The 26343-nt window shown below is 74.2% G+C and carries 22 protein-coding genes and 2 tRNA genes; 14 read left to right on the top strand and 10 right to left on the bottom strand.

The annotated features are described in order from the left end of the window. Positions 1 to 233 precede the first annotated feature (233 nt). Genes BLS67_RS10600 through BLS67_RS10585 form a run of 4 tightly spaced genes read left to right on the top strand, consistent with a single transcriptional unit; the run spans position 234 to position 5124 of the window. Positions 234 to 920, top strand: coding sequence for a hypothetical protein (locus tag BLS67_RS10600; RefSeq protein ID WP_091244455.1), 687 nt, complete (start codon positions 234 to 236; stop codon positions 918 to 920). Continuing rightward, a complete protein-coding gene (locus tag BLS67_RS10595) occupies positions 917 to 2410 on the top strand; it encodes a glycosyltransferase family 2 protein (protein ID WP_091244451.1) in 1494 nt (497 codons plus the stop codon). The genes BLS67_RS10600 and BLS67_RS10595 overlap by 4 nt, the downstream gene beginning before the upstream one ends. A gap of 38 nt (positions 2411 to 2448) precedes the next feature. Next, the gene (locus BLS67_RS10590) at positions 2449 to 4104 is read left to right on the top strand and encodes a DUF885 domain-containing protein (RefSeq protein ID WP_091244448.1); all 1656 of its coding nucleotides are present in this window, start codon (positions 2449 to 2451) and stop codon (positions 4102 to 4104) included. A 9-nt stretch (positions 4105 to 4113) separates the two neighbouring features. Next, on the top strand, positions 4114 to 5124 hold the full coding sequence (locus BLS67_RS10585) for an NADPH:quinone reductase (protein ID WP_091244445.1): 1011 nt from the start codon (positions 4114 to 4116) through the stop codon (positions 5122 to 5124). Positions 5125 to 5142: 18 nt separating this feature from the next. Here the strand turns inward: BLS67_RS10585 and BLS67_RS10580 are convergent, their stop codons facing one another. Genes BLS67_RS10580 through BLS67_RS23780 form a run of 3 tightly spaced genes read right to left on the bottom strand, consistent with a single transcriptional unit; the run spans position 5143 to position 8505 of the window. Beyond that, positions 5143 to 6303, bottom strand: a complete 1161-nt coding sequence (locus BLS67_RS10580; protein WP_242653976.1) for an acyl-CoA dehydrogenase family protein — start codon at positions 6301 to 6303, stop codon at positions 5143 to 5145. A 3-nt stretch (positions 6304 to 6306) separates the two neighbouring features. Continuing rightward, positions 6307 to 8319 (bottom strand): acetyl/propionyl/methylcrotonyl-CoA carboxylase subunit alpha, encoded by a 2013-nt coding sequence (locus BLS67_RS10575; RefSeq protein ID WP_091244442.1) that lies wholly within the window; start codon positions 8317 to 8319, stop codon positions 6307 to 6309. 24 nt (positions 8320 to 8343) lie between these two features. After that, positions 8344 to 8505: a hypothetical protein gene (locus BLS67_RS23780; RefSeq protein ID WP_165617540.1), complete on the bottom strand. Its 162-nt coding sequence runs from the start codon at positions 8503 to 8505 to the stop codon at positions 8344 to 8346. A gap of 86 nt (positions 8506 to 8591) precedes the next feature. Between BLS67_RS23780 and BLS67_RS10570 the strand changes: the two genes are divergently transcribed. Further along, positions 8592 to 9119 carry a ferritin gene (locus BLS67_RS10570; protein ID WP_091244438.1) on the top strand — a complete coding sequence of 176 codons (528 nt, stop codon included), beginning with the start codon at positions 8592 to 8594 and terminating at the stop codon, positions 9117 to 9119. Between the two features lie 13 nt (positions 9120 to 9132). Here BLS67_RS10570 and BLS67_RS10565 read toward each other — a convergent pair whose 3' ends face one another. After that, positions 9133 to 10746, bottom strand: coding sequence for a carboxyl transferase domain-containing protein (locus tag BLS67_RS10565; RefSeq protein ID WP_091244436.1), 1614 nt, complete (start codon positions 10744 to 10746; stop codon positions 9133 to 9135). A 69-nt stretch (positions 10747 to 10815) separates the two neighbouring features. Here BLS67_RS10565 and BLS67_RS10560 point away from each other — a divergent pair, with 69 nt between their 5' ends. Next, positions 10816 to 11412, top strand: coding sequence for an SACE_7040 family transcriptional regulator (locus BLS67_RS10560; RefSeq protein ID WP_091244983.1), 597 nt, complete (start codon positions 10816 to 10818; stop codon positions 11410 to 11412). 32 nt (positions 11413 to 11444) lie between these two features. Here BLS67_RS10560 and BLS67_RS10555 read toward each other — a convergent pair whose 3' ends face one another. After that, the gene (locus BLS67_RS10555; RefSeq protein ID WP_091244433.1) at positions 11445 to 13397 is read right to left on the bottom strand and encodes a hypothetical protein; all 1953 of its coding nucleotides are present in this window, start codon (positions 13395 to 13397) and stop codon (positions 11445 to 11447) included. A 57-nt stretch (positions 13398 to 13454) separates the two neighbouring features. After that, positions 13455 to 14666: a hypothetical protein gene (locus BLS67_RS10550; protein ID WP_091244431.1), complete on the bottom strand. Its 1212-nt coding sequence runs from the start codon at positions 14664 to 14666 to the stop codon at positions 13455 to 13457. A 125-nt stretch (positions 14667 to 14791) separates the two neighbouring features. On the opposite strand from BLS67_RS10550, the gene orn reads away from it, so the two are divergent. Both orn and BLS67_RS10540 read left to right on the top strand, forming a co-directional pair. Then, positions 14792 to 15433, top strand: a complete 642-nt coding sequence (orn, locus tag BLS67_RS10545) for an oligoribonuclease (RefSeq protein ID WP_091244428.1) — start codon at positions 14792 to 14794, stop codon at positions 15431 to 15433. Positions 15434 to 15476: 43 nt separating this feature from the next. Continuing rightward, positions 15477 to 15552 (top strand) — tRNA-His (locus tag BLS67_RS10540). Between the two features lie 127 nt (positions 15553 to 15679). On the opposite strand, the gene BLS67_RS10535 is transcribed toward BLS67_RS10540, so the two are convergent. Continuing rightward, the gene (locus tag BLS67_RS10535) at positions 15680 to 16990 is read right to left on the bottom strand and encodes a L,D-transpeptidase (protein ID WP_242653975.1); all 1311 of its coding nucleotides are present in this window, start codon (positions 16988 to 16990) and stop codon (positions 15680 to 15682) included. 169 nt (positions 16991 to 17159) lie between these two features. Between BLS67_RS10535 and BLS67_RS10530 the strand changes: the two genes are divergently transcribed. Both BLS67_RS10530 and BLS67_RS10525 read left to right on the top strand, forming a co-directional pair. Continuing rightward, positions 17160 to 17232, top strand: a tRNA-Lys gene (locus tag BLS67_RS10530). 69 nt (positions 17233 to 17301) lie between these two features. Continuing rightward, on the top strand, positions 17302 to 17652 hold the full coding sequence (locus BLS67_RS10525; RefSeq protein ID WP_091244425.1) for a hypothetical protein: 351 nt from the start codon (positions 17302 to 17304) through the stop codon (positions 17650 to 17652). Here the strand turns inward: BLS67_RS10525 and BLS67_RS10520 are convergent. Then, entirely contained in the window at positions 17649 to 18800 is a 1152-nt protein-coding gene (locus tag BLS67_RS10520; RefSeq protein ID WP_091244422.1) for an MFS transporter, read from the bottom strand. The two genes, BLS67_RS10525 and BLS67_RS10520, sit on opposite strands and share 4 nt — an antisense overlap. Before the next feature lie 46 nt (positions 18801 to 18846). Here BLS67_RS10520 and BLS67_RS10515 point away from each other — a divergent pair, with 46 nt between their 5' ends. Continuing rightward, positions 18847 to 19398 (top strand): gluconokinase, encoded by a 552-nt coding sequence (locus tag BLS67_RS10515; RefSeq protein ID WP_091244419.1) that lies wholly within the window; start codon positions 18847 to 18849, stop codon positions 19396 to 19398. A gap of 102 nt (positions 19399 to 19500) precedes the next feature. Here the strand turns inward: BLS67_RS10515 and pruA are convergent, their stop codons facing one another. Beyond that, complete coding sequence (gene pruA / locus BLS67_RS10510; protein WP_091244415.1) at positions 19501 to 21126, bottom strand: L-glutamate gamma-semialdehyde dehydrogenase; 1626 nt, start codon at positions 21124 to 21126, stop codon at positions 19501 to 19503. A gap of 7 nt (positions 21127 to 21133) precedes the next feature. Continuing rightward, positions 21134 to 22057, bottom strand: a complete 924-nt coding sequence (locus BLS67_RS10505; RefSeq protein WP_091244411.1) for a proline dehydrogenase family protein — start codon at positions 22055 to 22057, stop codon at positions 21134 to 21136. 97 nt (positions 22058 to 22154) lie between these two features. On the opposite strand from BLS67_RS10505, the gene BLS67_RS10500 reads away from it, so the two are divergent. From BLS67_RS10500 to BLS67_RS10490, 3 genes are read left to right on the top strand one after another with little or no spacing between them, the layout of a single operon-like run. Then, entirely contained in the window at positions 22155 to 23291 is a 1137-nt protein-coding gene (locus BLS67_RS10500; protein WP_091244408.1) for a PucR family transcriptional regulator, read from the top strand. After that, the gene (locus BLS67_RS23775; protein WP_165617542.1) at positions 23288 to 23953 is read left to right on the top strand and encodes a biliverdin-producing heme oxygenase; all 666 of its coding nucleotides are present in this window, start codon (positions 23288 to 23290) and stop codon (positions 23951 to 23953) included. Before BLS67_RS10500 ends, BLS67_RS23775 begins: the two co-directional genes overlap by 4 nt. Further along, a complete protein-coding gene (locus BLS67_RS10490) occupies positions 23950 to 26340 on the top strand; it encodes a SpoIIE family protein phosphatase (protein ID WP_091244403.1) in 2391 nt (796 codons plus the stop codon). Before BLS67_RS23775 ends, BLS67_RS10490 begins: the two co-directional genes overlap by 4 nt. The last annotated feature ends 3 nt before the right edge of the window (positions 26341 to 26343 follow it).

The following is a 26343-nucleotide window of genomic DNA, read 5'->3' as shown; positions in this document are numbered from 1 at the left end:
CCGCGGGCCCCGTCGGCGTTCCTGGTCACCGCGTGTCCCGGCCGGGGCGAGCACGCACCCGATCGGGTGGAACCCGGTCCGAACCCACCCCTTCGGGTCTGCCCGCGGCCTCGGTTCCTTGACCCCGATGACGGGGGGTCACAGGGTCATGACCGACAGCCCACGGGACGACGGCGACCCTGGGCAGCCCCTTCGGACCGAGGCGACCCGCGTCGCCAGCCAGGAGACCTCCCGTGCGGCCACCCGCCCACACCCCCCGCCCCCGACGGACCAGGGCGCTGGTCGTCGGCGCCGTCCTCGTCGGCACCGCCACCCTCAGCGCCTGCCAGCTGCCGGACGTGAGCATGAGCCCGTCGCTGGCCGACCGGTCCACCTCCGCCGCCGCGACGACGTCGGCCACCGCGGAGCCGACCCCGGCCTCGGCCGTGGATGCGCTCCAGGCCGCCGAGACGGCCGCGCCCACCACCACCCCGCGCCCGGCCGGTGAGCTCGACCCCGGTTCGGTCACCCACGTGGTCGCCGCCGGCGACCGTCAGCTGGTCGTCGACTGGTGGACCACCGGGTCGCCCACCACCTGGACCGCCGCCGACGAGAAGACGCTGCAGCTGTCGGCGCACCTCGAGGGCGGCGACCCCGACGAGGAGCTCGAGGTGCTCGTCACCCGGTTCACCGCCGTGCTCGACGACGGCACGACCCGGACCACGGTGTCCGACGACCAGGGCCAGTTCGCCATCCAGGCGCCCTACACCTACGGGACGGCGCTGTCCCTGCCCGCCTCGACCGCCGGCGTCGCGTCGGTGACCGTCGACCTGCAGTTCGACCTGCTGGTCGAGACCGAACCCGGCTCGCAGCGCTACTTCCGCCAGACCGTCCTCGACAGCCTCGTGCTTCCCCTCGTCGTCCCGCAGGAGTCCGAATGACCGAGATCGCCATCCCCGACGTCGCGCGCGGCATGCGCCGCTCCACCGACCGCGTCACCCTGCTCGCCCGCAGCGGCGGCGACGTCCCCGACGTCAGCACGCTGGTCCCCGAGCAGTTCGCCGACTGGAGCAGCGCGTCCAGCCGCCGGCACGCCACGATCGCCTGCGTCATCCCCGCCTACAACGAGGAGGGCACGATCCGCGCCGTCCTCACCTCGATCCTGTCCCAGACCCGGCCGCCGGACACGATCCACGTCGTCATCAACAACACCGACGACGACACCGGCGAGATCGCCGGGGAGTTCGTCGGCGAGCACGAGCGGACCGTGAAGGGCGAGACCTACTCGACGGTCGTGCACGTGCACGACATCGGGGTGAACCCGGACAAGAAGGTTGGGGCCCTCAACTTCGGCTACTACGTCAGCCGCGGCCACGACTACATCCTCGGTGTGGACGGCGACACCACCCTCGACCGCTTCTGCGTCGAGTGGATGGAGAAGGAGATGGTCACCGACCAGCGCATCGGCGGTCTGTCGGCGATCTACTCCTTCGACAAGTCGACCGTGAAGGGCCCCATGGCCAAGTTCCTGGTGGCCGGCCAGCGTGCGCAGTTCGCCGGGTTCAACATGGACAACCTGGTCCGCGGCCGCAACATGGCCGTGCTCGGCGGTCAGTGCTCGCTGTTCAGCGTGCGCGCCCTCGAGCAGGTCATGTACCTGAACCACCAGGCCGCGCCCTGGGTGCGCGACTCCGAGGTCGAGGACTCCAAGCTCTCCCTGCAGATCAAGGACGCCGGCTTCAGCACGAAGATCAGCGCCCGCGCCCGGGCCAACGTGGGCCCGATGGAGACCCTCCGGTCGCTGCACGGCCAGCAGGTCAAGTGGAACTACGGCGGCATCGACCTGCTCTGGCCCGGCCAGCGCGGTGACACCAAGGGCCAGCCGATGCACCCGAACCTGCGGCTGCGCTGGTACGAGAACATCTCGATGGTGCTGAACATCTTCAGCCGCATGGCGTTCCTGCTGCTCCTGGCCGCCGCGCTGAGCATCGGGGCCTTCGTGTTCAACCCCGTGTGGCTCATCCCGCCGGCGGTCGCGACGCTGCTCAACCTGCGCATCGCCGCCTCCATGCACGACAAGAGCGGGTCGGACATCTTCTACGCGCTGCTGGTGGCCCCGGCCGAGCTGTACATGTGGCTGCGCATGGGGCACTTCCTCACCGCGTGGACCCAGTTCTTCGCCCGGTCGGACAAGGACAACTGGGCCGCCCAGGCCGCCGCGGAACGTGGTCGCGGGTCGGCCTACGTCATGCCGCTGGTCTGCGCCGTCGCCACCTTCGCGGTGCTGATCTTCGCCTGGAGCCAGCAGAGCGTGGGCGTGCAGTCGGCCATCCTCTCCATCGGGTGGCCGGTGCTCTACCTGCTGACGGTGCTCCAGACGCTGTTCATGCTCAAGAAGCTGGTCCGCCGCCAGCGCGGCTACCAGGTCTGACGTCGCCGGTCATCGGCCCACCCCCCTACGGTGGGCCGATGACCCCGTTGGAGCAGCTGGCCGACCGGTTCGTCGACGAGTACGCCGCCGCCGACCCGACGATGGCGACCTTCCTGGGCGTACCCGGGTACGACGACCTCTGGCCCGACCACTCCCCCACCGGCCGCGCGGCGCGGGCCGACCTGCTGCGGCGCACCCTGGCCGCGCTGCACGATTGCCCGGCCGCCGACCGCGGCGAGGAGGTCGCCCGGGCCGCCATGGTCGAGCGGCTGGAGTCCGAGCTGGCCCGGTTCGACGCGGGCTGGTCCGCGGCCGACCTCAACTCCATCGAGTGCCCGTTGCAGGACTTCCGGTCGACCTTCGACCTGATGCCGGTGGACACCGCCGAGCAGTGGGCCACCGTGGCCCGCCGGATCACCGCCCTGCCCGCCGCCGTCGACGGCTACCTGGCCGGGCTGGACGCCGCCGCCGACGACGGCAAGGTCGCCGCCGCCCGGCAGGTCCGGCTCACCGCCGCGCTGGCCCGGAAGTGGGCCGGCACGCCGCACCTGCCCGGCTTCTTCACCACCTTCACCGCACCTGCACCGGTCGAGCTGCGCGGCGAGCTGGACCGGGCAGCCGAGGGCGCGCACGACGCGTTCCTGCACTTCGCCGACCACGTCGAGCGGTCCCTGCTTCCGCGTGCACCCGAGGCCGACGGCGTCGGCCGCGAGCGCTACGCGCTGGAGTCCCGCTACTTCACCGGCGCCGACCTCGACCTGGACGAGACCTACGCCTGGGGCTGGGCCGAGCTGGCCCGGGTCGTGGCCGAGAAGGCCGCCGTCGCCGAGACCATCGCCCCCGGTCAGGGCGTCGCCGGTGCGATGGCCGTGCTGGACGCCGACCCCGCCCGGCTGGTCCGCGGCCGCGACGCGTTGCAGCGGTGGCTGCAGGACACCGCCGACGCGGCCATCGCCGCGCTGGACGGCGTCCACTTCGACATCCCCGAGCCGGTGCGCCGGATCGAGGGCCGGCTGACCCCCACCTCCGGCGCCGGCGTCTACTACTCCAGCCCGACCGAGGACTTCAGCCGGCCCGGCCGCATGTGGTGGTCGCTGCCCGACGACGTCGACGACATGACCACCTGGCGCGAGACCACGACGGTCTTCCACGAGGGCGTGCCCGGCCACCACCTGCAGATCGGCCAGACCGTGCACAACGCGGCGACGCTGAACCGGTGGCAGCGGCTGCTGAACTTCTGCTCCGCCCACGCCGAGGGCTGGGCGCTGTACTCCGAGCGGCTCATGGGCGAGCTGGGGTTCCTCGACGACGCCGGCGACCGGCTGGGCATGCTCGACGCCCAGGAGCTGCGGGCTGCCCGGGTGGTGCTGGACATCGGGGTGCACCTGGACCTCCCGATCCCGCCCGGGCACGGGCTCGACGCGACGCGGTGGAGCTACGACGTGGCCCTGCAGTTCCTCCGCGACCACGTGTCCATGGAGGACGCGATGCTGGTCGATGAGCTGCACCGCTACCTGGGGTGGCCCGGCCAGGCGCCGGTCTACAAGGTCGGCGAGCGGGTGTTCCTGCAGTGCCGCGAGGACGCCCGCGCCCGGCACGGCGAGGCGTTCGACCTGAAGGACTGGCACCGCCGGGTGCTCGACCTGGGCCCCCTCGGCCTGGGCCCGCTGGCGGAGGAGCTGGCCCGCCTGTAGGCAGGTGGTGTGCGAGCGATCACCTACACCGAGTCCGGCGGCCCCGACGTCCTCCAGCTGACCGAGCTGCCCACCCCCGACCCCGGCCCCGGCGAGGTCCGGGTGCGGTTGGCCCTGTCGGGGGTCAACCCCACCGACTGGAAGCGCCGCAGCACCGCGACCCCGGGGGGCACGCCGCAGACCCCGAACCAGGACGGCGCGGGCACCGTCGACGCCGTCGGCGAGGGCGTCCCGGCCGACCGCGTGGGCGAGCGGGTGTGGGTCTGGGAGGCCGCCTGGGAACGGACCGGCGGCACCGCGGCCGAGCACACCGTCGTCCGGGCCGAGCAGGCCGTGCCGCTGGGCGACCACCCCGTCGAGCTCGGCGCAGCACTGGGCATCCCCTTCATGACCGCGCACCGGTGCCTGACGGTGGCCGAGCACCTGCCCCGGCAGCTGTCCCCCGGGTCGCTGGCCGGCGTCCCGGTGCTCGTGCAGGGCGGGGCCGGGGCGGTCGGCAACGCCGCGATCCAGCTCGCGCACTGGGCCGGGGCCACCGTGATCACCACCGTCAGCTCCCCCGAGAAGGCGGCGCTGGCCCGGGCGGCCGGCGCCGACCACGTCGTGGACTACCGGACCGAGGACGTCGCCGCGCGGGTCCGCGAGATCGCACCGGACGGCGTCCGGGCGGTCGTCGAGGTGTCGATCCGGGCCAACGCCGAGGTGGACACGAAGGTGGTCGCCCAGCACGCCTCGATCGCGGTCTACGCCGACGACGGCGGACCCGAGTTCAGCGCGCCGACCCGCGCGTTCATGGCGTTGAACACCCGGTTCCAGTTCGTGATGGTCTACACCGCGCCGGCCGAGGCCAAGGCCCAGGCGGTCGCCGACATCACCGCGGCGCTGGCCGACGGCGCGATCCGGGTCGGCGAGGACGCCGGGCTGCCGCTGCACACCTACGCCCTGGCCGACACCGCCGCCGCGCACCAGGCCGTGCAGGACGCCGCCGTCGGCAAGGTGCTCGTCGACGTCACCGCCTGAGTGCGGCCCCGTCGCACCTCAGGCGCCGATGCCGAGGGACCTCGCGATGAGCATGCGCTGCACCTCGCTGGTGCCCTCGCCGATCTCCAGGATCTTGGCGTCGCGGTAGAACCGGCCGACCGGGAACTCGTTCATGAAGCCGTACCCGCCGTGCACCTGGGTGGCGTACCGGGCGTTCTCCATCGCCATCTCGGAGCTGTACAGCTTGGCGACGGCGGCCTCGCGCTTGAACGGCTCGCCGCGCAGCATCTTCTCGGCGGCCCGGTAGTAGGCCAACCGCGCGGTCGAGGCGCGCACCTCCATGTCGGCGATCATGAAGGCCACGGCCTGGTTGCGGCCGATGGCCTGGCCGAACGCCTCGCGCTCGGCGGCGTACTTCACGCTCTCGTCGATGCAGCCCTGGCACAGCCCGACGGCCAGCGCGGCGATGGCGATGCGGCCCTCGTCGAGGATCGAGAGGAACTGCGCGTACCCGCGGCCCCGCTCGCCCACCAGGTTCTCCTCGGGCACCCGGACGTCGGTGAAGGACAGCTCGCGGGTGTCCGAGGCGTTCCAGCCGACCTTCGAGTACCGCTGGCCGACGACGAAGCCCGGGGTGCCCGACGGCACGATGATCGCCGAGATCTCCTTGCCGCCGTCGGGCTTCGTGCCGGTGACGGCGGTGACCGTGACCAGCTCGGTGAGCTCGGTGCCCGAGTTGGTGATGAACGCCTTCGAGCCGTTGATCACCCACTGGCCGTCCTCGAGCTTCGCCGTCGTGCGGGTGGAGCCGGCGTCCGAGCCGCCGCCGGCCTCGGTCAGCCCGAAGGCACCCAGCGCCTCGCCGGCGCACAGCCGGGGCAGCCACTCCTTCTTCTGCTCCTCGGTGCCGAACCGGAAGATCGGCATGGCGCCGAGCGAGACCCCGGCCTCCAGCGTGATGGCGACCGAGGAGTCGACCCTGGCCAGCTCCTCGAGCGCGACGCACAGGGTGAAGTAGTCACCGCCCGAGCCGCCGTACTCCTCGGGGAAGGGCAGCCCGAACAGCCCGAGCTCGCCCATCTGCCGCACGATCGCGGTCGGGAACTCGTCGGCCTCGTAGAAGGCCCCGATCTGCGGGCGCACCACCTCGTTGGCGAACTCGCGGACCATCGTCCGCAGCGCCTCGGTCTCGGTGTCCAGCCGGTAGTCCAGCACCATCGCTCAGTCCCCCTCGGGCGCCCGTGGGGTCACCACGGCCACCTGCTCGTCCAGCCGGACCTGGTGGCCGACCGTCACCGGTAGCTCGGTGACCACGCCGTCCAGCGGCGCGACCAGCACGTGCTCCATCTTCATCGCCTCGACGACCAGCAGCGGGGTCCCCGCCACCACCTCGTCGCCCACCGCGGCCCGGACCACGGTCACCGTGCCCGGCATGGGTGCGGTCACCGCACCACCGGCCGAGGCCGCCGTCCCCGCGCCGGTGCTGCGCTCGACGAGCCGGAACGGCAGCGCGTAGCCCTCGGCGCCCAGCCAGACGGTCGAGCCGTCCCGCGCGTGGGCGTACCACGTGGTCACGTCGTCCAGCGCGACCGCGAGCCGGTCGCCCTGCAGCCAGGCCCGCGCGCGCTGCGGCTCGCCCTCGCCGACCCGCACCTCGCCGTCGCCGGCCCGGCCACGGGTGCGCACGACGACCGGCTCGCCGCCGGGCACCACCAGCGTGCGCGGGGTCCAGGCGTGCGCGCCGACCCGCCAGCCACCGGGCACCGACCACGGGTCCACGACGGCTGCCCCACCCTGCCCCCCGACCCCGCCGGGCTCGTCGGCCAGCAGCAGCGCCATCGCCACCGCGGCGTAGATTCCGGCCGGCGGGTCCTCGGCCCGGGTCAGCTGCTCGCCGCGCCGCTCGATCAGCCCGGTGTCCAGGTCGCCGGCCACGACGGCCGGGTCGCTGAGCAGCGCCCGCAGGAACGGCACGTTCGTGGTGACACCGAGGACGGCGGTGCGGCCCAGCGCCGCGACCAGCCGACCGCGGGCGGTCTCGCGGGTCGGGCCCCAGGCGATGACCTTGGCCAGCATCGGGTCGTAGTCCGAGCCCACCACCCCGCCCTCGACCAGGGAGCTGTCGACCCGGATGCCCTCGCCGTCGGCCTCGGTCAACGAGACGACCGTGCCGGCCTGCGGCAGGAAGCCCCGCGCGGGGTCCTCGGCGTAGACCCGGGCCTCGATGGCGTGGCCGCCGAGCTCGACGTCGGCCTGCTCGAAGGGCAGCTGCTCGCCCGCGGCCACCCGTACCTGCAGCTCGACCAGGTCCAGCCCGGTGATCGCCTCGGTGACCGGGTGCTCGACCTGCAGCCGGGTGTTCATCTCCAGGAAGAAGAAGTCGCGCGGGTTGTCGGCGTCCACGATGAACTCGACGGTGCCGGCCCCGGTGTAGCCGACGGCGGCCGCGGCGTCGACGGCGGCCTGGCCCATCGTGGCCCGCATGCGGGCCGACAGCAGGGGCGAGGGGGCCTCCTCGACGACCTTCTGGTGCCGGCGCTGCAGCGAGCACTCGCGCTCGCCGAGGTGGACGACGGCCCCGTGGCTGTCGGCCATCACCTGCACCTCGATGTGCCGGCTGTTGCCCACGTACCGCTCGACCAGCAGGGTGTCGTCGCCGAAGGAGGACCGGGCCTCCCGGCGGGCGCCGGCGATCTGCTCGGCCAGCTCGTGCTCAGCGGTGACCACCCGCATGCCCTTGCCGCCGCCGCCGGCCGACGGCTTGAGCAGCACGGGGAACCCGGCCTCGACGGCGGCCGCGGCGACCGCGGCGTCGTCCATGCCCGGCTCCGAGGACCCGGGGACGACAGGGACGCCGGCCGCGCGCACGGTCGCCTTGGCCCGGATCTTGTCGCCCATCGCCTCGATGGCGGCCACCGGGGGGCCGATGAAGGTGATGCCCGCGGCCTCCAGGGCCCGGGCGAACTCGACGTTCTCGGACAGGAAGCCGTAGCCGGGGTGCACGGCCTGCGCACCGGTGGCCCGGCAGGCCGCCACGATCCGCTCGATCGACAGGTAGCTCTGCGCGGCCGGAGCCGGACCGATGGGGACGGCGAGGTCGGCGACCCGCGTGTGCAGCGCACCGGCGTCGGCGTCGCTGTGCACCGCGACGGACCGGATGCCCATGGAGCGGAGGGTGCGGATGACCCGGACCGCGATCTCGCCGCGGTTGGCCACCAGGACGGTGGTGAACATCAGGCGCTCACCGCCGTCAGCAGGTCAGGCTGCGCGCCCCAGGACCTTGTCGGCCTTGACCAGCCGGCGCTTCTTGACGGTGTACCCCGGCGGCAGCGTGCCCTCGGCGAGTGCGCGGAGCGGGCAGCGCCCGCACCGCGGCTTGTCGACGCAGCACTTCTTCTTCGGCATGCGCTGCTTGGCCACGAACTGAGGTTAGCCATACCTGTCCGGGTTCGGTAGGGGCAGGTCGGTACGGTTCCTGCGACGTCCAGCCGCACCGAGGAGACCCCGTGGCCGCCGAAGCCTTCGTGAACCAGCTCAACGTGCAGATCGGCAACGAGTTCGCCGCGCACCAGCAGTACATCGCCTGCGCGGTCTACTACGACCAGCAGACGATGCAGCAGACCGCGCAGCTGTTCTTCGACCAGGCCGCCGAGGAGCGCAGCCACGCGATGATGATGGTGCGCTACCTGCTCGACGCCGACGCCGACGTGCGCATCCCGGCCCTGCCGGCCCCGATCAACGACTTCACCGACGTGGTCGCGCCGGTCGCCCTGGCCCTCGAGCAGGAGAAGCGCGTCACGGAGCAGATCAACGAGCTCACCGCGATCGCCCGGCGCGAGAACGACTTCGCCTCCGACCAGTTCATGCAGTGGTTCATCAAGGAGCAGGTCGAGGAGGTCAGCAAGATGAGCGACCTGCTGGCCGTCGCCAAGCGCAGCGCGCACGACGTCGAGCAGATCGAGGACTACGTGCAGCGGGAGGCGGCCGCCGGCGAGGGCGCCGACCCCACCGCACCGCGCATCGCCGGCGTCTGAGCCGGAGCCTGACTCACATCCGGAAGACGCCATAGCCGACCTCCTCGAGAGGGGCGTGCGAGCACGCCGAGAGCGCGAGACCGAGCACGGTCCTGGTGTCGGCGGGGTCGATGACCCCGTCGTCCCAGAGCCGGGCCGTCGCGTAGTAGGGGTGGCCCTGCTCCTCGTACTGCGCGCGGACCGGGGCCTTGAAGGCCTCCTCGTCCTCGGCCGACCACTCCTCGCCGCGGGCCTCCAGGCCGTCGCGGCGGACGGTGGCGAGCACGCCGGCGGCCTGCTCGCCGCCCATCACCGAGATGCGGGCGTTGGGCCAGGTCCACAGGAACCGGGGCGAGTAGGCCCGGCCGCACATCGAGTAGTTGCCGGCGCCGAACGACCCGCCGATGACCACCGTCAGCTTGGGCACCCGGGCGCAGGCCACCGCGGTGACCATCTTGGCGCCGTGCTTGGCGATGCCGCCGGCCTCGTAGTCGCGGCCGACCATGAAGCCGCTGATGTTCTGCAGGAACAGCAGCGGCACCTTGCGCTTGTCGCACAGCTCGACGAAGTGCGCGCCCTTGACCGCGGACTCGCCGAACAGGATGCCGTTGTTGGCCACGATGCCGACCGGGTGGCCGTGGATGCGGGCGAACCCGGTGACCAGGGTCTGCCCGTACAGGGCCTTGAACTCGTGGAACCGGCTGCCGTCGACCAGCCGGGCGATGACCTCGCGGACGTCGTAGGGCGTGCGGCTGTCCGGGGGGACGACGTCGTAGAGGCTCTCGACCGGGTAGGCCGGCTCCTCGGTGGGGACGACGTCCCAGGGCGCCGGCGTGACCGGACCGAGGGTGCCCACGATCTGGCGGAGGATCTGCAGGGCGTGCTGGTCGTCCTCGGCCAGGTGGTCGGTGACCCCGCTGACCCGGCTGTGCAGGTCTCCCCCGCCGAGGTCCTCGGCGGTGACGACCTCACCGGTCGCGGCCTTCACCAGCGGCGGGCCGCCGAGGAAGATCGTGCCCTGCTCGCGGACGATCACGGCCTCGTCGCTCATGGCCGGCACGTAGGCCCCGCCGGCGGTGCACGACCCGAGGACGGCGGCCAGCTGCGGGATGCCGCGCCGGGACAGCTGGGCCTGGTTGTAGAAGATCCGGCCGAAGTGGTCGCGGTCGGGGAACACCTCGTCCTGCCGCGGCAGGAACGCCCCGCCGCTGTCGACCAGGTAGAGGCACGGCAGCTCGTTCTGCAGCGCCACCTCCTGCGCCCGCAGGTGCTTCTTCACCGTCATCGGGTAGTAGGTGCCGCCCTTGACCGTGGCGTCGTTGGCCACCACCACGACCTCGCGGCCGGCCACCCGGCCGATGCCGGTGATGATGCCGGCGGCCGGGGCGTCGCCGTCGTAGAGACCGTGGGCGGCCAGCGGCGACAGCTCGAGGAACGGGGTGCCGGGGTCGAGCAGGGTGTCGACCCGGTCGCGCGGCAGCAGCTTGCCGCGGTCGGTGTGCCGCGTGCGCGCACGCTCGCCGCCGCCCACGGACACCGCACGCAGCTGCTCGGCCAGGTCGTCGGCCAGCGCTCGGTGCCGCTCCGCCCACCCCCTCGCGAGGTCGGGGTCGGGGGGCGGGGCACTGCTGAGCACCGGTGCGTCCACGTCGTCAGGTTAACCACGGTTCACGTCCGCGGTCCAGGGGTTCGGTGAACAACGGTTAACATCGTGGGCATGACCGCGGAGCCGGACAGCGCGTTGCACGCCGACGCCGCCCACCCCTCGCGCCGCGAGCAGATCCTGCAGGCCGCCGCGCGGCTGTTCGCCGAGCGCGGGTCGCGCAGCGTGGGGGTCGACGACATCGGCGCGGCGGTCGGGGTCACCGGCCCGGCCATCTACCGGCACTTCGCCGGCAAGGACGCGATGCTGGCCGAGATGCTGCTGCGGATCAGCGAGCGGCTGCTGGCCGGGGCCGAGCAGGTGCTGGCCGACGCCGGTGACGACCCGGCCGCCCAGCTGGCGGGCCTGATCGCCTTCCAGGTGGACTTCGCGCTGGACAACCCGGCGCTGATCACGGTGCAGGACCGCGACCTGGGGGCCCTGGCCGAGGCCGACGCGCGCCAGGTCCGGCGGCTGCAGCGCCGCTACGTGGAGCACTGGGTGGGCGTGCTGGCGGCGTTGTCGCCGGGCTCCTCCACCGCCGACTGCCGGGCCCGGGCGCACGCCCTCTTCGGCCTGATCAACTCGACCCCGCACAGCGGCGGTCGGTTGTCCCGCCCGGTGATGCAGGCCCGGTTGACCGCGATGGCCCTCGCCGCCGCCACCGCCTGAGCCACCGCCTGAGCCGCCGCGGCCGCCCGGGATCAGCGGGTCGGGGTCAGCTGCACCCCGTCGTCGGCCAGCTGCTGCAGGCCCGCCGGGTCGCCGGCGGCGTCGACCCACGACGTCTCGACGATGATCGCGACGTCGTCCTGCAGGTCGCTCTGGTACTTCGCGTCCGAGAGCGCCCCGGGGCCGCCGTCGTAGCGGGAGCCCTCGCGCAGCAGGTCGCTCACGTTGCCGGTGCCGGACACGTCGGTCAGCGACAGCAGGGCCTGCGCGCGGGCCGCGTCGGGCATGGTCACCCGGGAGACCGACACGACCGCGGGCACGCCGTCCACGTCGGCCGACCACAACGACCGGGACAGCCCGAGGCAGTCGGTCGTGGTGAAGAAGGAGGTGATGGCGCCGTAGGCGTGGCTCCGGCAGCTGCTGTCGTAGGCGGACACCTCGAGGGTGTACTCGGTGTCGCCGGCCACCTGCGTGGTGCCGACCGGGAGCCCGGCGGGGGTGGTCGGGCCGGCCGACGTCGGTGGGGCCGAGGAGGTCGGAGGGGGCTGCACGACGTCGTCCTCGCCGTCCGAGCCGCGGGTCAGCAGGAACCCGCCGACGCCGAGCACCACGACCAGCACGAGGGCGGCCAGCACGACCAGCAGCCCGCGGCGGGACCGCTGCGGGCGGGCAGGGGCCACCGGGGCGGCCGCGGGCGTCCAGGACGGGAGGTGCTCGTCGCGGCGCCGCGGGCCGGGGTCGTCGCCGAAGATGCCGCCGATGCCCCCGGTCTCGTCGACCTCGGCGGGCGGCGCGCCGCGGGGCACGATCGCCTGCGTCTCGTGCCACTCCGGCTGGGCCGGCTGCTCGTGGCGGAACGGCTGCTGGTGGGTCGGCTGCTGGCGGGTCGGCTGCTGGTGGGTCGGCTGCTGGTGGGTCGGCTGCTGGTGGGTCGGCTGCTGGTGGGTCGGCTGCTGGTGGGTCGGCTGCTGGTGGGTCGGCTGCTGGTGGGTCGGCTGCTGGTGGGTCGGCTGCTGGTGGGTCGGCGCGGCACCGGTCGTCGGGCCCCCGGTCAGCGCGACCGTGTCGTTGCCCGTGCGGGGGTGCCCGACCGGCGGGGCCGCGGGCTCGGCGGCGGCCGCGGCGGCGGCCAGTGCGGCCGCGGCCGCGGGGTCGACCAGCGGGCCGTTCGGCCCCCCGACCGGCGCGCCGGAGGAACCGGGGCCGGTGGCCGGCCAGTCGGGGGCGACGAGCGGGGCCTGGGCCGACGGGGTGCCGGTGGCCGTGGGCGCGGCGGTGCGCAGGGCCGGCTGGTTGGCCAGCGTGGCGGGGGCCAGCAGCTCGCGGCGCCGCAGCACGTAGGGCGAGTAGGGGAACCCCTCGCCGTTGAGCTCCTCGACCGCGGGGCTGCGCCCGCCGACGCCCAGCGCCTCGAGGGCGGCGCGGACGTCGGCCGTCGTCCACAGGCGGGGGTTGTCGGTGCCGGCGTACCGGCCGGCCCGGGCGATGCCCAGCAGCAACGAGCGGGACTCCAGCAGTGCCACCTGGTCGCCCTCGCCGAGGTCGCCGTCGGCCGGGACCAGGCCGGTGAGCTCGCCGTGCAGCACGGTGAGCCGGGCGATGCGGCCCGGCTCCAGCCCGGCCCGGCGCAGCCGGACGGCGGCCTCCATGCCGGCCCGCATCAGGCCGTCCAGCGGGGTCGACCCACCGCCGGCCAACCGCAGCACGTCGCCGGGACCGGCGCCGGGACCGATGGTCCAGGACCCCTCGGGGAGGACGGTGACCACGCCGGCCTGGCGGACGACCTCGACCACGCGGACCACCGCGATGCCCTCGGGCACGAGCACCACGGCGTCGCAGATCCGGCGGTCCATCGGGCCGTCGGACAGGGCGAGGGAGGCGACCAGCGCCCCGCGCACCGAGCCACCGGTGTCCCAGCTGCCCAGCTCGGCGAAGAAGGCGCGTTCGGCGGCGGTCTCCAGCCCCGAGGGCGTGAGGGTCAGCACCGCGCCTCCTGGGTCATCGGGTCGACGGTACTGGCATCCCCGCAACCCCGTCGGGACTCACCGTGCTGGCGCGCCGCCCGGGACCGGCGCAGCCCGCTCGTCCGTGGCCACCGCGACCTGCCAGCGCGCCCACCGGTCGGTGCGCCCGACCCGGTCGACCGCGGCCCACAGCAGGGCGAAGCCGATGCAGACGAAGGGGGCGACCTGCCACTCCCACGGCGGGATCACCGCGACGAACTCCTGCAGGAAGGCGGCGAGGAACACCGCAGCGGCGATCGGCACCCCGGCCAGCCAGCCCGGCACCCGCCAGGTGACCGCGCAGTCGACCAGCACCGCCCCGGCCAGCAGCATCACCGGCAGGACCGAGGGCGGGAAGCCGGTGGCGACCAGCAGACCCCAGACCACGGCCCGGTAGCCGAGGTAGGTGGCGGTGAGCAACGTCGCCGTCCAGCGGAGGCCGACCACCCTGCGGGCGACCACGAGGGCCAGCAGGCCGGCGCCGATCAACCACGCGGGGTGCACCCACGGCGGCACCGGCAGCATGAAGCTGGTGGGCGAGGACCCCTGCGCGGCGGCGAAGTCCAGCAGCTGCGGCTCGGCGGTGGTGTGCCCGTCGCGGTAGGCGGCCAACGACAGCACGCCGTACTCCTGGTGCTGGTTGGGGAACAGGATGTTCTCCAGGAAGAACAGCCACAGCCCGAGGTGGACGACGGTGCGGGCCCGGCCCGGTGCCGCGTACAGCCACCAGCCGCGGATCGCGCCGGCGAGCATGATGCCGGTGCCGACGTAGAGGAGCATGTGGCTGGGGCTCCAGCTGGTGATGTCCAGCCCGTTGATCCGGTGGTTCATGATGTCCACCGGGACGGCGACCAGGAAGGTCGCGGTGCCCACCTGCATCCAGCGCAGCGCCCGCCGGTCGACCCCCCGCCCGCTGCAGCTGTGCACCACGACCAGGGCCACGACGAGCACGGTGCCCGCGGAGTTCAGCAGGTGCGGCGGGGCGAGGTCGTCGCGCAACCACTTGAAGTGCCACGAGACGTCCCACGACGAACCGAGCATCTTCAGCGCGAAGGCCAGCAGCCAGCCGCCGTAGAGCCAGCGCAGCTCCTGCTGCGTGGTCGGCCGGCCCGGGGCGCCGGGGGTCATCGCGTAGGCCCAGAGCCAGCGCAGCGCGGCCACCGGGTGTCGGACGGCGGCGCGCACCGAGGCCGGTGCCGGACGGGGGCCGTCGGCCGGGCGTCGGGTGACCGGGTGGGTGTCCAGGGTCATGGGATGCACTCCTGCGGCAGGCGAGACCGCAGCGTATCGGCGCCGGGCCCGTGGGTCAGCCCTCCGCGCCACCGCGGTGCGGCGGGCGGGACGCCGGGTGCACGTGGTGCGTACTGTCGCGACCCGTGGCGAGCAGCGGACACAACCTGGTCTGGATCGACTGCGAGATGACCGGGCTGGACCTGACCAGGGACAAGCTCGTCGAGATCGCCGTGGTGGTCACCGACTCCGAGCTGAACGTGCTCGACGAGGGTCTGGACGTCATCATCCACGCCGACGACGAGGCCCTGGCCGGCATGGACGACGTCGTGGTGGCCATGCACGCCAAGTCGGGGCTCACCGAGGCGGTGCGCGCCTCGACGGTCACGCTGGCCGAGGCCGAGGAGCAGGTGCTGGCCTACGTGAAGCGGTTCGTGCCCGAGCGGCGCAACGCCCCGCTGTGCGGCAACTCGATCGGCACCGACCGCGGCTTCCTGGCGCGCGACATGCCCACCCTCGACGACCACCTGCACTACCGCATGGTCGACGTCTCCTCGATCAAGGAGCTGGCCCGCCGCTGGTTCCCCCGGGTGTACTTCAACCAGCCGGCCAAGGGCCTGGCGCACCGCGCGCTGGCCGACATCCTGGAGTCGATCCGCGAGCTGGCCTACTACCGGGGTGCGGTCTTCGTCCCCGCGCCCGGTCCGAGCACGGAGCAGGCGCAGGCCGCGGCCACCGCCGCGACCGACACGTACGCGGCCCTGCTGGCCCCTCCGCAGGACAGCTGAGCGCTCCGGTACTCTTCTCTCCGGTCCGTTCCGCGGGCCGATGGTGGGTGTAGCTCAGCTGGTAGAGCGCCAGGTTGTGATCCTGGATGTCGCGGGTTCAAGTCCCGTCACTCACCCCACCCGCCCCCCTGGTCAGCTCGCTGACCAGGGGGGTTCCTGCGTCCCGGGGTCACCACCTGGTCGACGTCCCGGACGCACGACGGGCCCCCGATCCCGTGGATCGGGGGCCCGTCATGACGGTGCGGGTCAGCCGAGCGCGCTGCCGGCCACCCACTGGTCCCACGGGATGGACCAGTCGTAGATGTCGCCGTCGGCGCGGGACAGCGTCGGGCCGACCGAGTTGACGACCTCGACGACGTCGCCGGGCTGGCTGAAGTCGTAGAACCACTGCGCCCGGTCGGTCGACAGGTTGATGCACCCGTGCGACACGTTGCTGGAGCCCTGCTGGTTCACCGACCACGGGGCGGCGTGCACGAACTCGCCGTTGTTGGAGATGCGCGTCGCGTACTCGACGTCGGTGCGGTACCCACCGGGGGCGTCGACGGCCAGGCCGAAGGTGGAGGAGTCCATGGTGATGTCGGCGAACTTCTCGAGCACCACGTGCGCCCCGTTGCGGGTCGGGTTCGCGTTGCTGCCGGCGCTCATCGGGTAGGTCTGCACGACCTGGTCGCCGGAGGAGACCGTGAGCGTGTGCGTGGCGGCGTCGGCCACCGACACGTGCTTGTCGCCGATGGAGAAGGAGACCGAGCGGTTCTTCTCGCCCCAGATGCCGTCGCCCAGGTCGACGCCGTACAGGTTGGCGTCGACGGTGACCTGGGTGTTGGCCGGCCAGTAGGTGGAGGGCCGGAAGTGCACCTCGGAGTCGCTGATCCAGCTCCACCGCCCGTCGGTGGGGGTCGAGCTGGTGACCACCAGGTTGCGCTCGACCTCGGCCTTGTTGGTGACCGGCTGGTCGAAGTAGACGCGGATCGGCATGCCGACCCCGACGGTGGTGCCGTCCAGCGGGCCGATGGACGGCGTGGAGACCGAACCCGGCGTGACGGTGGTGAACGACCCGCTGGCGTCGCTGCTGTCGCCGTCGGCGTTCTCGGCGGTGGCGGTGACCGTGTAGGTCGTGCCGTAGGCCAGCGGCGTGGACGGCGTCCACAGGCTGGTGACCCCGGCGTCGGCCGGGGCCGACGACGAGGCAGCGGCCGAGGACGACCCGGCCGAGGACGACGGCGCGGACGACGGCGCGGACGACGACGCGGCGGGGGTCGCAGCCGCGGTCGGGGCCACCTCGCTCAGCGTGCCGGCGACCACGGTGCCAGCCCCGTCGGTGACCGAGACCTGCTTGACCGTGCCGCCCACGACCGTCGCCTGCAGCGGCGTGGCCGGGGAGACGTCGGTGGCGCCGTCGGCGACGGAGAGCGAGACGACGGCGGGGTCGGCTGCTGCGGTGGTGGTGCCGGCCGCGCTGCCACCTCCCGAGGCCTCCGGGCCGCACCCGGCGAGCGCGACGAGCACCCCGGTGGCCCCCAGCGCCAGGACGGCACGACGGTTGAACTGCAACGACACGAAGATTCCCCTCACCCCACTGCCGGTCGCAGCGGATCGCGACCGGCGGTCACCCCAGTGTCCACCTTGGGTCTGACAACTCGCTGTCATGCAGGACACGCCACCCCGGGTCGTCGTGGGGCCGGGAGCCCGTGTATCTTTCTCCGAGTCGCTGGTCCACGGCGACGCCGCGCCATTAGCTCAATTGGCAGAGCAGCTGACTCTTAATCAGCGGGTTCGGGGTTCAAGTCCCTGATGGCGCACCCACACCAGTTCGGCCCCGTCCTCCCGGACGGGGCCGTTCTGCTGTCCGGACCGCCGGGAGGGCCCAGATGAGCACAGCCCAGGACGGGCACCGCCGCGCCGCCGAGTACCTGGCCCTGGTGGCCGCCGGCGACCAGGTCGCCGCCGACCGGCTGCTGGCCGGCACCACCGAGTTGGCCGACATGACCTACCTGGGTGCCGCGTTCACCGCGATCTCCCGCAGCGGTGCCCGCACCCTGTCCCCCGCGCACCGGGCGCAGGCCACCGGCCGGCACATGCGGATCACCGCCCTGCGGGACGCCGCCCGCCGCGACCCGGAAGCGCTGCGGGCCTGGCTGGCCGCTCTGGCCGGCGAGGCCGTGTTCGTCAGCGGCCTGCTGGACGTCGCCGCCGCGCGGGCCGCGGCCGGCACCGTCTAGCGCGTCACCCGGAACGCCAGCGGCACCACCAGCGCCACCGCGACGGCGAGCACGGCGTAGCTCCACGAGAGCCCCACGGCCGCCGCCAGCACGCCCACCAGCAGCGCCCCGAGGCCGACCCCGCCGTCGAACGAGGCGTTCCACACCGCGCTGGCCGTCGTCGTCCCCTCGTCCCCGGCCCGGGCCATCGCGACGACGATGGTCGTGTTCTGGGTCCCGCCGTAGCCGGCGCCGAACACCGCGGCACCCAACACCACCAGCAGGTCCGTCGACAGCCCGATGCCCAGCAGCAGCAACCCGGTGGTCGCCGCCAGCAGCGCCGGCACCAGCAGCACCCGCACCCCCATCCGGTCGGCGAGCACGCCACCGCCCCACCGGGTCAGCGCGGCGACGACGCCGAAGGCCAGCAGCGCCAGGGTGGCGACCGACCCGTCGGGACGGGCGATCGGCAGGAAGGTGACCAGGCCGGCGCTGGCCAGCGTCACGACCAGCAGGACCGCCGAGGGCGCCGCGGCCGCCCGGGCGGCCGAGCGCGAGGAGCCGCCGGACGCAGCGGTCACCGACGCCGGCACCGACCGCACGAGCGCCGGCACCACCAGCAGCCCCAGGACCGGCGCCGTCGCGACGGCGACGACCACCTCCACGTGGCCGGCGAGGGTCAGGGCCACGCCGGCCGGGGTGGCCAGCAGGGTGGGCAGCCCGAGGGCCAGCCCGTAGACACCCAGCGCCTCCCCCCGCCGGGAGGCCGGGACCGCCCGCGCGGCGATGGTCGAGCCCAGCACCGTGAGGACGCCGAACCCGGCCCCGCGCACGACGGACACCAGGCAGAGCCAGCCCAGCGCGTCGTCCACCAGGTACAGCGGCGACGGCGCCCCCAGGGCCAGCAGCCCGGCCCCCAGCACGGGGCCGAGGCCGAACCGCGCCACCAACCGGGGGACGGCGGCCTGGGTCAGCACCGTGACGACGAGGAAGACCGTCGTGACCAGGCCGGCGGAGCCGATCGCCGCACCGCCGGCGACCGCGTACGAGGGCAGGGCCGACAGGGTGACGGCGAAGCTGGTGAAGCCCAGGGCCGAGGCGGCGACGAGGGCGCGGATCGCCGGCGACCGCCAGACCGACCCCGTCAGACCCTCAGCCCCGTTGCTCACCGTCCACGGATCATGCCCGACCGGCTGCGTCACCTACGGTCGGGGCATGGCCGACACCGCTCCCCCGCCGACCACCGTCTCCGTCGTCGTGATGGGGGTGTCGGGCACCGGCAAGTCCACCGTCGGGGTGGGCATCGCGCAGGCGTTGGGCTGCGACTTCGTGGAGGGCGACGACCTTCACCCGGCGGCCAACGTCGAGAAGATGCGCTCGGGCACCCCGCTCACCGACGAGGACCGCTGGCCCTGGCTGCGGGCGGTGGCCGGTCGGATCGGCGAGCACGAGTCCGCCGGCACCGACCTGGTGATCACCTGCTCGGCGCTGCGGCGGGAGTACCGGGACCTGCTGCGCGACGGGCACCCCTCGGTGTGGTTCGCCCACATCGACACCCCGCGCGAGGTGCTGGTGCAACGCCTGCGGGAGCGGAAGGGCCACTACATGCCGGGCTCGCTCCTGGACAGCCAGCTGGCCACCCTCGAGCCGCTGGCCGACGACGAGCCCGGCCACGCGTACTCGGGCGAGGGCTCGGCCCAGCAGACGGTGGACGCCCTGCTGGCCGAGCTCGCCGAGGAGCGGGACCCGAGCCGCACCTCGTCCTGACGACGGGAGGGGCCCGAGGGACGAGGATCCCTCCCCGAGGAGGGACCGGACGCGCTCAGCGCAGCCGGGGGACGGCCGTTGGCCGCGGTGTGACCCGGAGGGTCACGATTGATAGGGGTACCGGTGGTCGCGCGGCGGGGCGAAGGTCTCCTTGATCACCCGCGTCGACGTCCAGCGCTGCAGGTTCTGCGCGGCACCGGCCTTGTCGTTGGTCCCCGAGGCCCGGGCGCCGCCGAAGGGCTGCTGGCCGACGACGGCGCCGGTGGGCTTGTCGTTGACGTAGAAGTTGCCCGCGGCGTTGCGGAGCACCCGCTGGGCGTGCGCGATCGCCGTCCGGTCCTGGGCGATGACCGCACCGGTCAGCGCGTACGGGGCCACCGACTCCATCTGGGCGAGGACGGCGTCGTGGTCGGCGTCCTCGTAGACGTGCACCGCCAGCACCGGGCCGAAGAACTCGGTGCGGAAGACGTCGTGCTCCGGGTCGGTGCCCTCCAGGACGGTCGGCCGGACGAAGTACCCCTCGCCGTCGTCGGCGGTGCCGCCGGCGACCACGGTGAGCGCGTCGTCGGTGCGGGCGCGGTCGAGCACACCGGACAGCTTTGAGAACGACTTCGCGTCGATGACCGCGCCCAGGAAGTTCGAGAAGTCCGTGACCGGTCCCATCGGCAGCGAGTCGACCAGGCCCGCGAGGTCGTCGCGGAGCTTGGTCCACAGCGAGCGCGGCACGTAGGCCCGCGAGGCCGCCGAGCACTTCTGGCCCTGGTACTCGAAGGCGCCGCGCACCAGCGCCGTGCGCAGCACCTCGAGGTCGGCCGAGGGGTGGGCGAACACGAAGTCCTTGCCGCCGGTCTCGCCCACGATGCGCGGGTAGGTGCGGTAGTCGGCGATGTTCTGCCCCACCGTGCGCCACAGGTGCTGGAAGACCGCGGTCGAGCCGGTGAAGTGGATGCCGGCCAGGTCGCGGTCGGCCAGGACGACGTCGGAGACCGCGACGCCGTCGCCGGGCAGCATGTTGATGACCCCGTCGGGCAGGCCGGCGGCCTCGAGCAGCCGCATCAGCTGGTGGGCGGCGAACTGCTGGGTCGGCGCGGGCTTCCACACGACCGTGTTGCCCATGAGCGCCGGCGCGGTGGGCAGGTTGCCGGCGATGGCGGTGAAGTTGAACGGGGTGACCGCGTAGACCACGCCCTCCAGCGGGCGGTGGTCGACGCGGTTCCAGACGCCGGGCGAGCTCAACGGCTGCTCGGCGTGGATCTGGCGCGCGAAGTGGACGTTGTAGCGCCAGAAGTCGGCCAGCTCGCAGGCGCTGTCGATCTCGGCCTGCTGCGCGGTCTTGCTCTGGCCGAGCATGGTGGCGGCGTTGAGCGTCTGCCGCCACGGCCCGGCGAGCAGGTCGGCGGCCTTGAGGAACACGGCGGCGCGGTCGTCCTGCGAGAGCTCGGCCCAGCCGGGGGCGGCGGCCTTGGCCGCGGCCATCGCCTCGGTGGCGTCGGCGGCCGTGGCGTGCGCCGACGTCCCCAGGACCTGGGCGTGGGCGTGCGGGGCGACGACGTCGAAGGCCGCGCCGCCGGCCCTCCGCTGCCGGCCGCCGATGGTGGCGGTCAGCTCCTCGGGGGACGCGGCGAGCCGGGTCAGCTCGGCCTGCAGCTGCGCGCGCTCGGGCGAGCCGGGCGCGTAGTCCAGCACCGGCTCGTTGCGGGGGGCGGGGACCTGGGTGATGCCGTCCACGGGGTGATCAGCCTTTCACGAGGGAGCGGAGGAAGAACTGGACGTTGGCGGGGCGCTCGGCCAGCCGGCGCATGAAGTAGCCGTACCAGTCGGCGCCGTAGGGCACGTAGGCCCGCACGGTGTACCCGGCGGCGGCCAGCCGCTGCTGCTCGCCGGTGCGGATGCCGTAGAGCAGCTGGAACTCGTAGCTGTCGGCCGACCGGGCGGTGCGGCGCACCAGGTCCAGCGCGAGGGCGATCATCGCGGGGTCGTGCGTGCCGACCATCGGGTAGCCGTCGCCGGTGAGCAGCACCTCCAGGCAGCGCCGGTAGGCGGCGTCGACCTCGGCCTTGTCGGTGAAGGCGACCGTGCGGGGCTCTGCGTAGGCGCCCTTGACCAGCCGGACCCGGGAGCCCGCGACCGCGAGGTCGCGGGCGTCGGCCTCGCTGCGGTGCAGGGCCGCCTGCAGGACGGCGCCGGTGCCCGGGTGGTCACGGCGCAGCTCGGCGAGGACGGCGAGGGTGGAGTCGACCGTGGTGTGGTCCTCCATGTCCAGGGTGACCGTGGTGCCGGCCGCGGTCGCCGCCTCGGCCACCGGGCGGACCAGCTCCAGGGCCAGGTCGTGCCCGCCGGGGAGGGCCTGGCCGAAGGCGGAGAGCTTCACCGACACCTCGGCGGCGCGGCCCAGCTGCTGCGGCGCCAGCCCCTCGAGCAGGGCCAGGTAGGCGTCGCGCGAGGCCACCGCCTCCGCGCGGGTGGTGATGTCCTCGCCGAGGTGGTCGAGGGTGACCGCGATGCCGTCGCGGCGCAGCGCGTCGACCGCCGCGAGGGCGTCGGGCAGGGCCTCGCCGGCGACGAAGCGGTCGACCACGCGCCGGGTGACCGGTGTGCCGACGACGACCTTGCGCAGGCCGGGGCGGCGGGACGCGACGAGCAGGGCCTGACCGAGCACCGGGACCTCCTGGGGAGCAGCGACTGGCTCGACCGTAGGAGTGAGGTGCGCACGGTCACCAGCGACAGCTGTCCGGAGTCCTTCGTACGATCGTCTGATGCGGGACGACCTCCAGGACCTCGTGGACGAGGTGTCCCGGCTGCTCGGCGCCCCCGCGACCCTGGAGGACCCCGAGTTCACCCTGCTGGCCTTCTGCGCGCAGGGCGACGAGGTGCTGACCGGGCTGGACGCCGTCCGCACCCGGTCGATCCTGACCCGCGGGTCGACCGCGGACACCCGCCGGTGGTTCACCGACTTCGGCATCGACCGGGCCACCGGCCCGCTGCGCACGCCGGCCGACCCGGCGGCCGGGATCCTCACCCGGCTGTGCCTCCCCGTGCGGCACCGCGGACGGCTGCACGGCTGGTTGTGGCTGCTGGACGAGGGCCGCACCGACCTGGCCGACCCCGACCCGCCCGGGCTCGCGCAGGCCTGCGCGCTGGCCGACCGGGCCGGTGAGCTGCTGGCCGGCCGGCCCGCCCCGGGCGACGTCTCCGGCGACCTGCGGGCCGCGCTCGGCGGGGACGACGCCGCGGCCGACCGGTTGGCCGGCCGGCTGGGCGCGGGCACCGCCGTGGCCGTCGTCGCGCTGCGCCCGTCCGGCGACGGCCCCCCGCCCGGCTGGGAGCCGCCCGGCGCGGGGGCGATCAGCGCGGTGCTCGGTCCGCTGGTCGCCGTCCTCCTCCCCCTGCCGCACCGGCGCGACGACCGGCCCGCGGTCGCGGTGTCCGCCGCTGCCCTGCACCGGCTCCCCCGCGGCAGCACCGCCGGCGTGGGCAGCCCGGCGGTGGGGTGCCGGGAGCTGCCCCGGCAGTGGCGCGAGGCGTCCGACGCCGCGCGGGTGGCGGCGGTCGACCCACGGCTGGCGCCGGTGGCCTCGTGGGCCGAGCTCGGTGCCTGGCGGCAGGTCGTGCGGCTCGGCGGCCCCGACCCCGCCCTGGCGGCGCTGCTGGCCGACCCGGTGCTCAGCCGCACCGCCGAGGTGTGGCTGGACCACGCGGGGTCCCCGCAGCGGGCGGCCGCCGAGCTGGTCGTGCACCGGCAGACGCTGTACTACCGGCTGGGCCGGATCGCCGAGCTGGGCGGGCTGGACCTGGCCGACGGCGGCGACCGGCTCGCCCTGCACCTGGCTCTCCGGTCGGCCCGGCTCGCGGCCGGACCCGGGCCCGGCTCGACTAGGATCGGTGAGCGATGACGGCGGACCCGATCGAGCACCCGCGTCCCGCCCCGGACGTGATGCTCCAGCTGCGCACCGCCACCGCGACCGAGCACCAGCAGCTCGAGGACACCCTCGACCTGCTCGACCCGGGCCTCACCCCGGCCCGGTTGATCGCCGTCCTCGGCCGCATGCACGCCTTCTGGACGACGGCCGAGGCCGGCCTCGACGCCTGGGCCGCGGCCCGCCCGGACGACGCCGCGGACGTCGACTGGTCCGCGCGCCGGCGGTCGGACCTCTTCGCCGCCGACCTCGACGCCCTCGACGCGCCACCGGGCCCTGGCCCGGGCCCCCACCTCCCCGCCCCGGCGTCCACCGCCGAGGCGCTGGGCACCATGTACGTGCTCGAGGGCTCGACGCTGGGCGGGGTGTTCATCGACCGGCACCTGGGCACCCTGCCGGCCCTGGCCGGGGTCGGTCGGTTGTCGGCCTTCAGCCCCTACGGCGACCAGACCGGGGCGCGGTGGGCGTCCTTCCGGCGCAGCGTGCGGGACCACGTGGCCCGCGGGGGCGATCCCGACGCGCTCGTGGCGGCCGCACGCCGTACCTTCGCCACGATGGCCCTGTGGTGCACCGACGTCGAGCAGCCGGCGTCGCGCGCCGCGGGCCGACCGACCGACCCCGGAGATGCATCCGCGTGACGGAGACCCAGCCCGGCCCGTGGTTGGCCCCCGGCACGCCGGTCGACCTGTCCAACTGCGAGCGCGAGCCGATCCACGTCCCCGGCAGCATCCAGCCCCGCGGGGCGCTGCTCGCGGTGAGCGAACCGGACCTCCTGGTCGAGCAGGTGTCGGAGAACCTCCTCGACGTCGTGGGCATCCCCTGGACCCAGGCGCTGGGCCGCCCCCTGGCCGAGGTGCTCGGCACCGTCCCCGCCCAGGCCGTGGCCCGCAGCGCGGCCGCCTTCGGCGACCTGCGCGAGCGCAACCCGGTCGAGCTGACCCTGGACCGCGACGGCACTCCCGTGCCGGTGGACGCGATCCTGCACCGCGCGGTGCACGGCGCGCCCGGCCACCAGCAGCTGAACTCGGCCGAGGTGCCCCTGGACGCCGCCGGCCGCCCGCTGGCCAGCAGCCTGGTGATCGAGCTGGAACCGGCCTTCGGCCCGCGGCCGTTCAGCTTCCCGAACACCTACCAGGCCGTGCGCGGCACCATCGCCGAGCTGAACCGGGCGACCGAGCTGCAGGACCTCTACGACATCACCGTCGAGGCGGTGCGCAGCCTCACCGGCTTTGACCGCGTGATGCTCTACCGCTACGACGAGGAGTTCAACGGCGAGGTCGTCGCCGAGGCCCAGCACGGCGGATTGGAGACCCTGCTCGGGCTGCACTACCCGGCCTCCGACATCCCGGCGCAGGCCCGGGCGCTGTACGAGAAGAACTGGATCCGGCTGATCTCCGAGGTGCCCTACGCACCGGCCCTCATCCACCCGGTCGACCACCCGGTCACCGGCAAGCCGCTGGACCTCACCTACTCCACGCTGCGCAGCGTCTCCCCCATCCACGTCGAGTACCTCGGCAACATGGGGGTGGCCGCCTCCATGTCGATCTCGCTGCTGCGCGACGACAAGCTCTGGGGCCTCATCGCCTGCCACCACTACGCCGGCCCGCACGCCCCGCCCTACGCCACCCGCGCCGCCGCCGAGTTCCTGGCCTCCACGCTGTCGCTGCGCCTGGTCGACCGCGCCGCCGAGGAGGAGGTCCGCCGCGCCCTGCGGGCCCGCTCCACCCTGGCCTGGCTGACCGCCGCGACCCTCGACGAGGAGCGGCCGCTGGCCGACTCCCTGCTGGGCACCCCCGACCTGCTCGACCTCGTCGACGCCGACACCGTCGCGGTCGAGCTGCAGGGCCACTCCGCCCTCCGCGGGACCCCGCTGGACCCCGCGGTCTGCGCGGCGGTGGCCGAGTGGGCTGCCGGCCAGTCGCGCGAGGCCGTCGCCACCGACTGCCTGACCGCCGACGCCCCCGCGCTGGGTGTGCCCACCGAGGTGGCCTGCGGCGTCCTCGCCGTCCCGCTGCCCGAGGGCCAGTACGTGCTGTGGGTCCGGCAGGAGAAGATCCGCACGGTCGACTGGGGCGGCGACCCCCACCGCAAGGCCGAGCTCGTGCCCGAGGGCGACCACGTGCGGATCAGCCCGCGCAAGTCCTTCGCCCGCTGGGAGGAGACCGTCCGGGGCCGCTCCGAGCCGTGGACGGCGGCCGAGGTCGCCGAGGCGGTCGAGCTGCGGCACAACCTGCTCGAGGCCCTGTACGCCCGCTCCCGCCGGGTGGCCCGCACCGCGGTGACGCTGCAGCGCAGCATGCTGTCCGAGCCGCCGCAGCCCGACCACGTGCAGATGGCCGTCCGCTACGTCCCCGCCGCCCGCGAGGCCCAGGTCGGCGGCGACTGGTACGACGCCTTCACCCAGCCCGACGGCGCCACCGTGCTGGTCATCGGCGACGTCGCCGGCCACGACATCGAGGCCGCCGCGGTGATGGGCCAGCTGCGCGGCCTGCTGCGCGGCATCGCCTACGACAGCGACCACGGTCCCGCCGGCGTCCTCAGCCGGCTCGACGCCGCCGTCGAGGGCCTGCAGCTGGGGGCCATCGCCTCGGTGGTGGTCGCCCGGCTGGAGCAGACCCCCGAGGAGGCCGAGCAGGGCATCACCCGCCTGCGCTGGTCCAACGCCGGCCACCCGCCGCCGGTCGTCCTGGACCCCGACGGCTCCACGCAGCTGCTCGACGGCGGCGGGCGGGCCGACCTGCTGCTCGGCGTCCTGCCGGGTGCCACCCGCCGCGACCACGTGGTCACGCTCTCGCGCGGCTCCACGGTGCTGCTGTACACCGACGGCCTCGTCGAGCGCCGCGACCAGGGCTTCGACGAGGGCATCGACGCGCTCCGGCAGCGGCTGCCCGGCATGGTGGGCACCCCGGTCGTCGAGCTGGTCGACACCCTGCTCGAGGAGTTCCTGCCCGAGCGGGCCGAGGACGACGTCGCCCTGGTCGCCGTCCGGCTGCACCGGCAGGACCGCCCGCGCCCCGACCGGTAGGCC

The sequence above is a fragment of the Klenkia soli genome, from assembly GCF_900103975.1.
Lineage (GTDB): Bacteria > Actinomycetota > Actinomycetes > Mycobacteriales > Geodermatophilaceae > Klenkia > Klenkia soli.
Note: the sequence above shows the minus strand (reverse complement) of the source record. Positions and strands in the feature narration are given on the sequence as shown.

Excerpts from the sequence above, each read along its gene's own strand:
- BLS67_RS10595 (WP_091244451.1), top strand. The coding sequence starts at position 917 with ATGACCGAGATCGCCATCCCCGACGTCGCGCGCGGCATGCGCCGCTCC.
- BLS67_RS10590 (WP_091244448.1), top strand. The coding sequence starts at position 2,449 with ATGACCCCGTTGGAGCAGCTGGCCGACCGGTTCGTCGACGAGTACGCC.
- BLS67_RS10580 (WP_242653976.1), bottom strand. The coding sequence starts at position 6,303 with ATGGTGCTGGACTACCGGCTGGACACCGAGACCGAGGCGCTGCGGACG.
- BLS67_RS10575 (WP_091244442.1), bottom strand. The coding sequence starts at position 8,319 with ATGTTCACCACCGTCCTGGTGGCCAACCGCGGCGAGATCGCGGTCCGG.
- BLS67_RS10560 (WP_091244983.1), top strand. The coding sequence starts at position 10,816 with ATGACCGCGGAGCCGGACAGCGCGTTGCACGCCGACGCCGCCCACCCC.
- BLS67_RS10550 (WP_091244431.1), bottom strand. The coding sequence starts at position 14,666 with ATGACCCTGGACACCCACCCGGTCACCCGACGCCCGGCCGACGGCCCC.
- BLS67_RS10525 (WP_091244425.1), top strand. The coding sequence starts at position 17,302 with ATGAGCACAGCCCAGGACGGGCACCGCCGCGCCGCCGAGTACCTGGCC.
- BLS67_RS10515 (WP_091244419.1), top strand. The coding sequence starts at position 18,847 with ATGGCCGACACCGCTCCCCCGCCGACCACCGTCTCCGTCGTCGTGATG.
- BLS67_RS10500 (WP_091244408.1), top strand. The coding sequence starts at position 22,155 with ATGCGGGACGACCTCCAGGACCTCGTGGACGAGGTGTCCCGGCTGCTC.
- BLS67_RS23775 (WP_165617542.1), top strand. The coding sequence starts at position 23,288 with ATGACGGCGGACCCGATCGAGCACCCGCGTCCCGCCCCGGACGTGATG.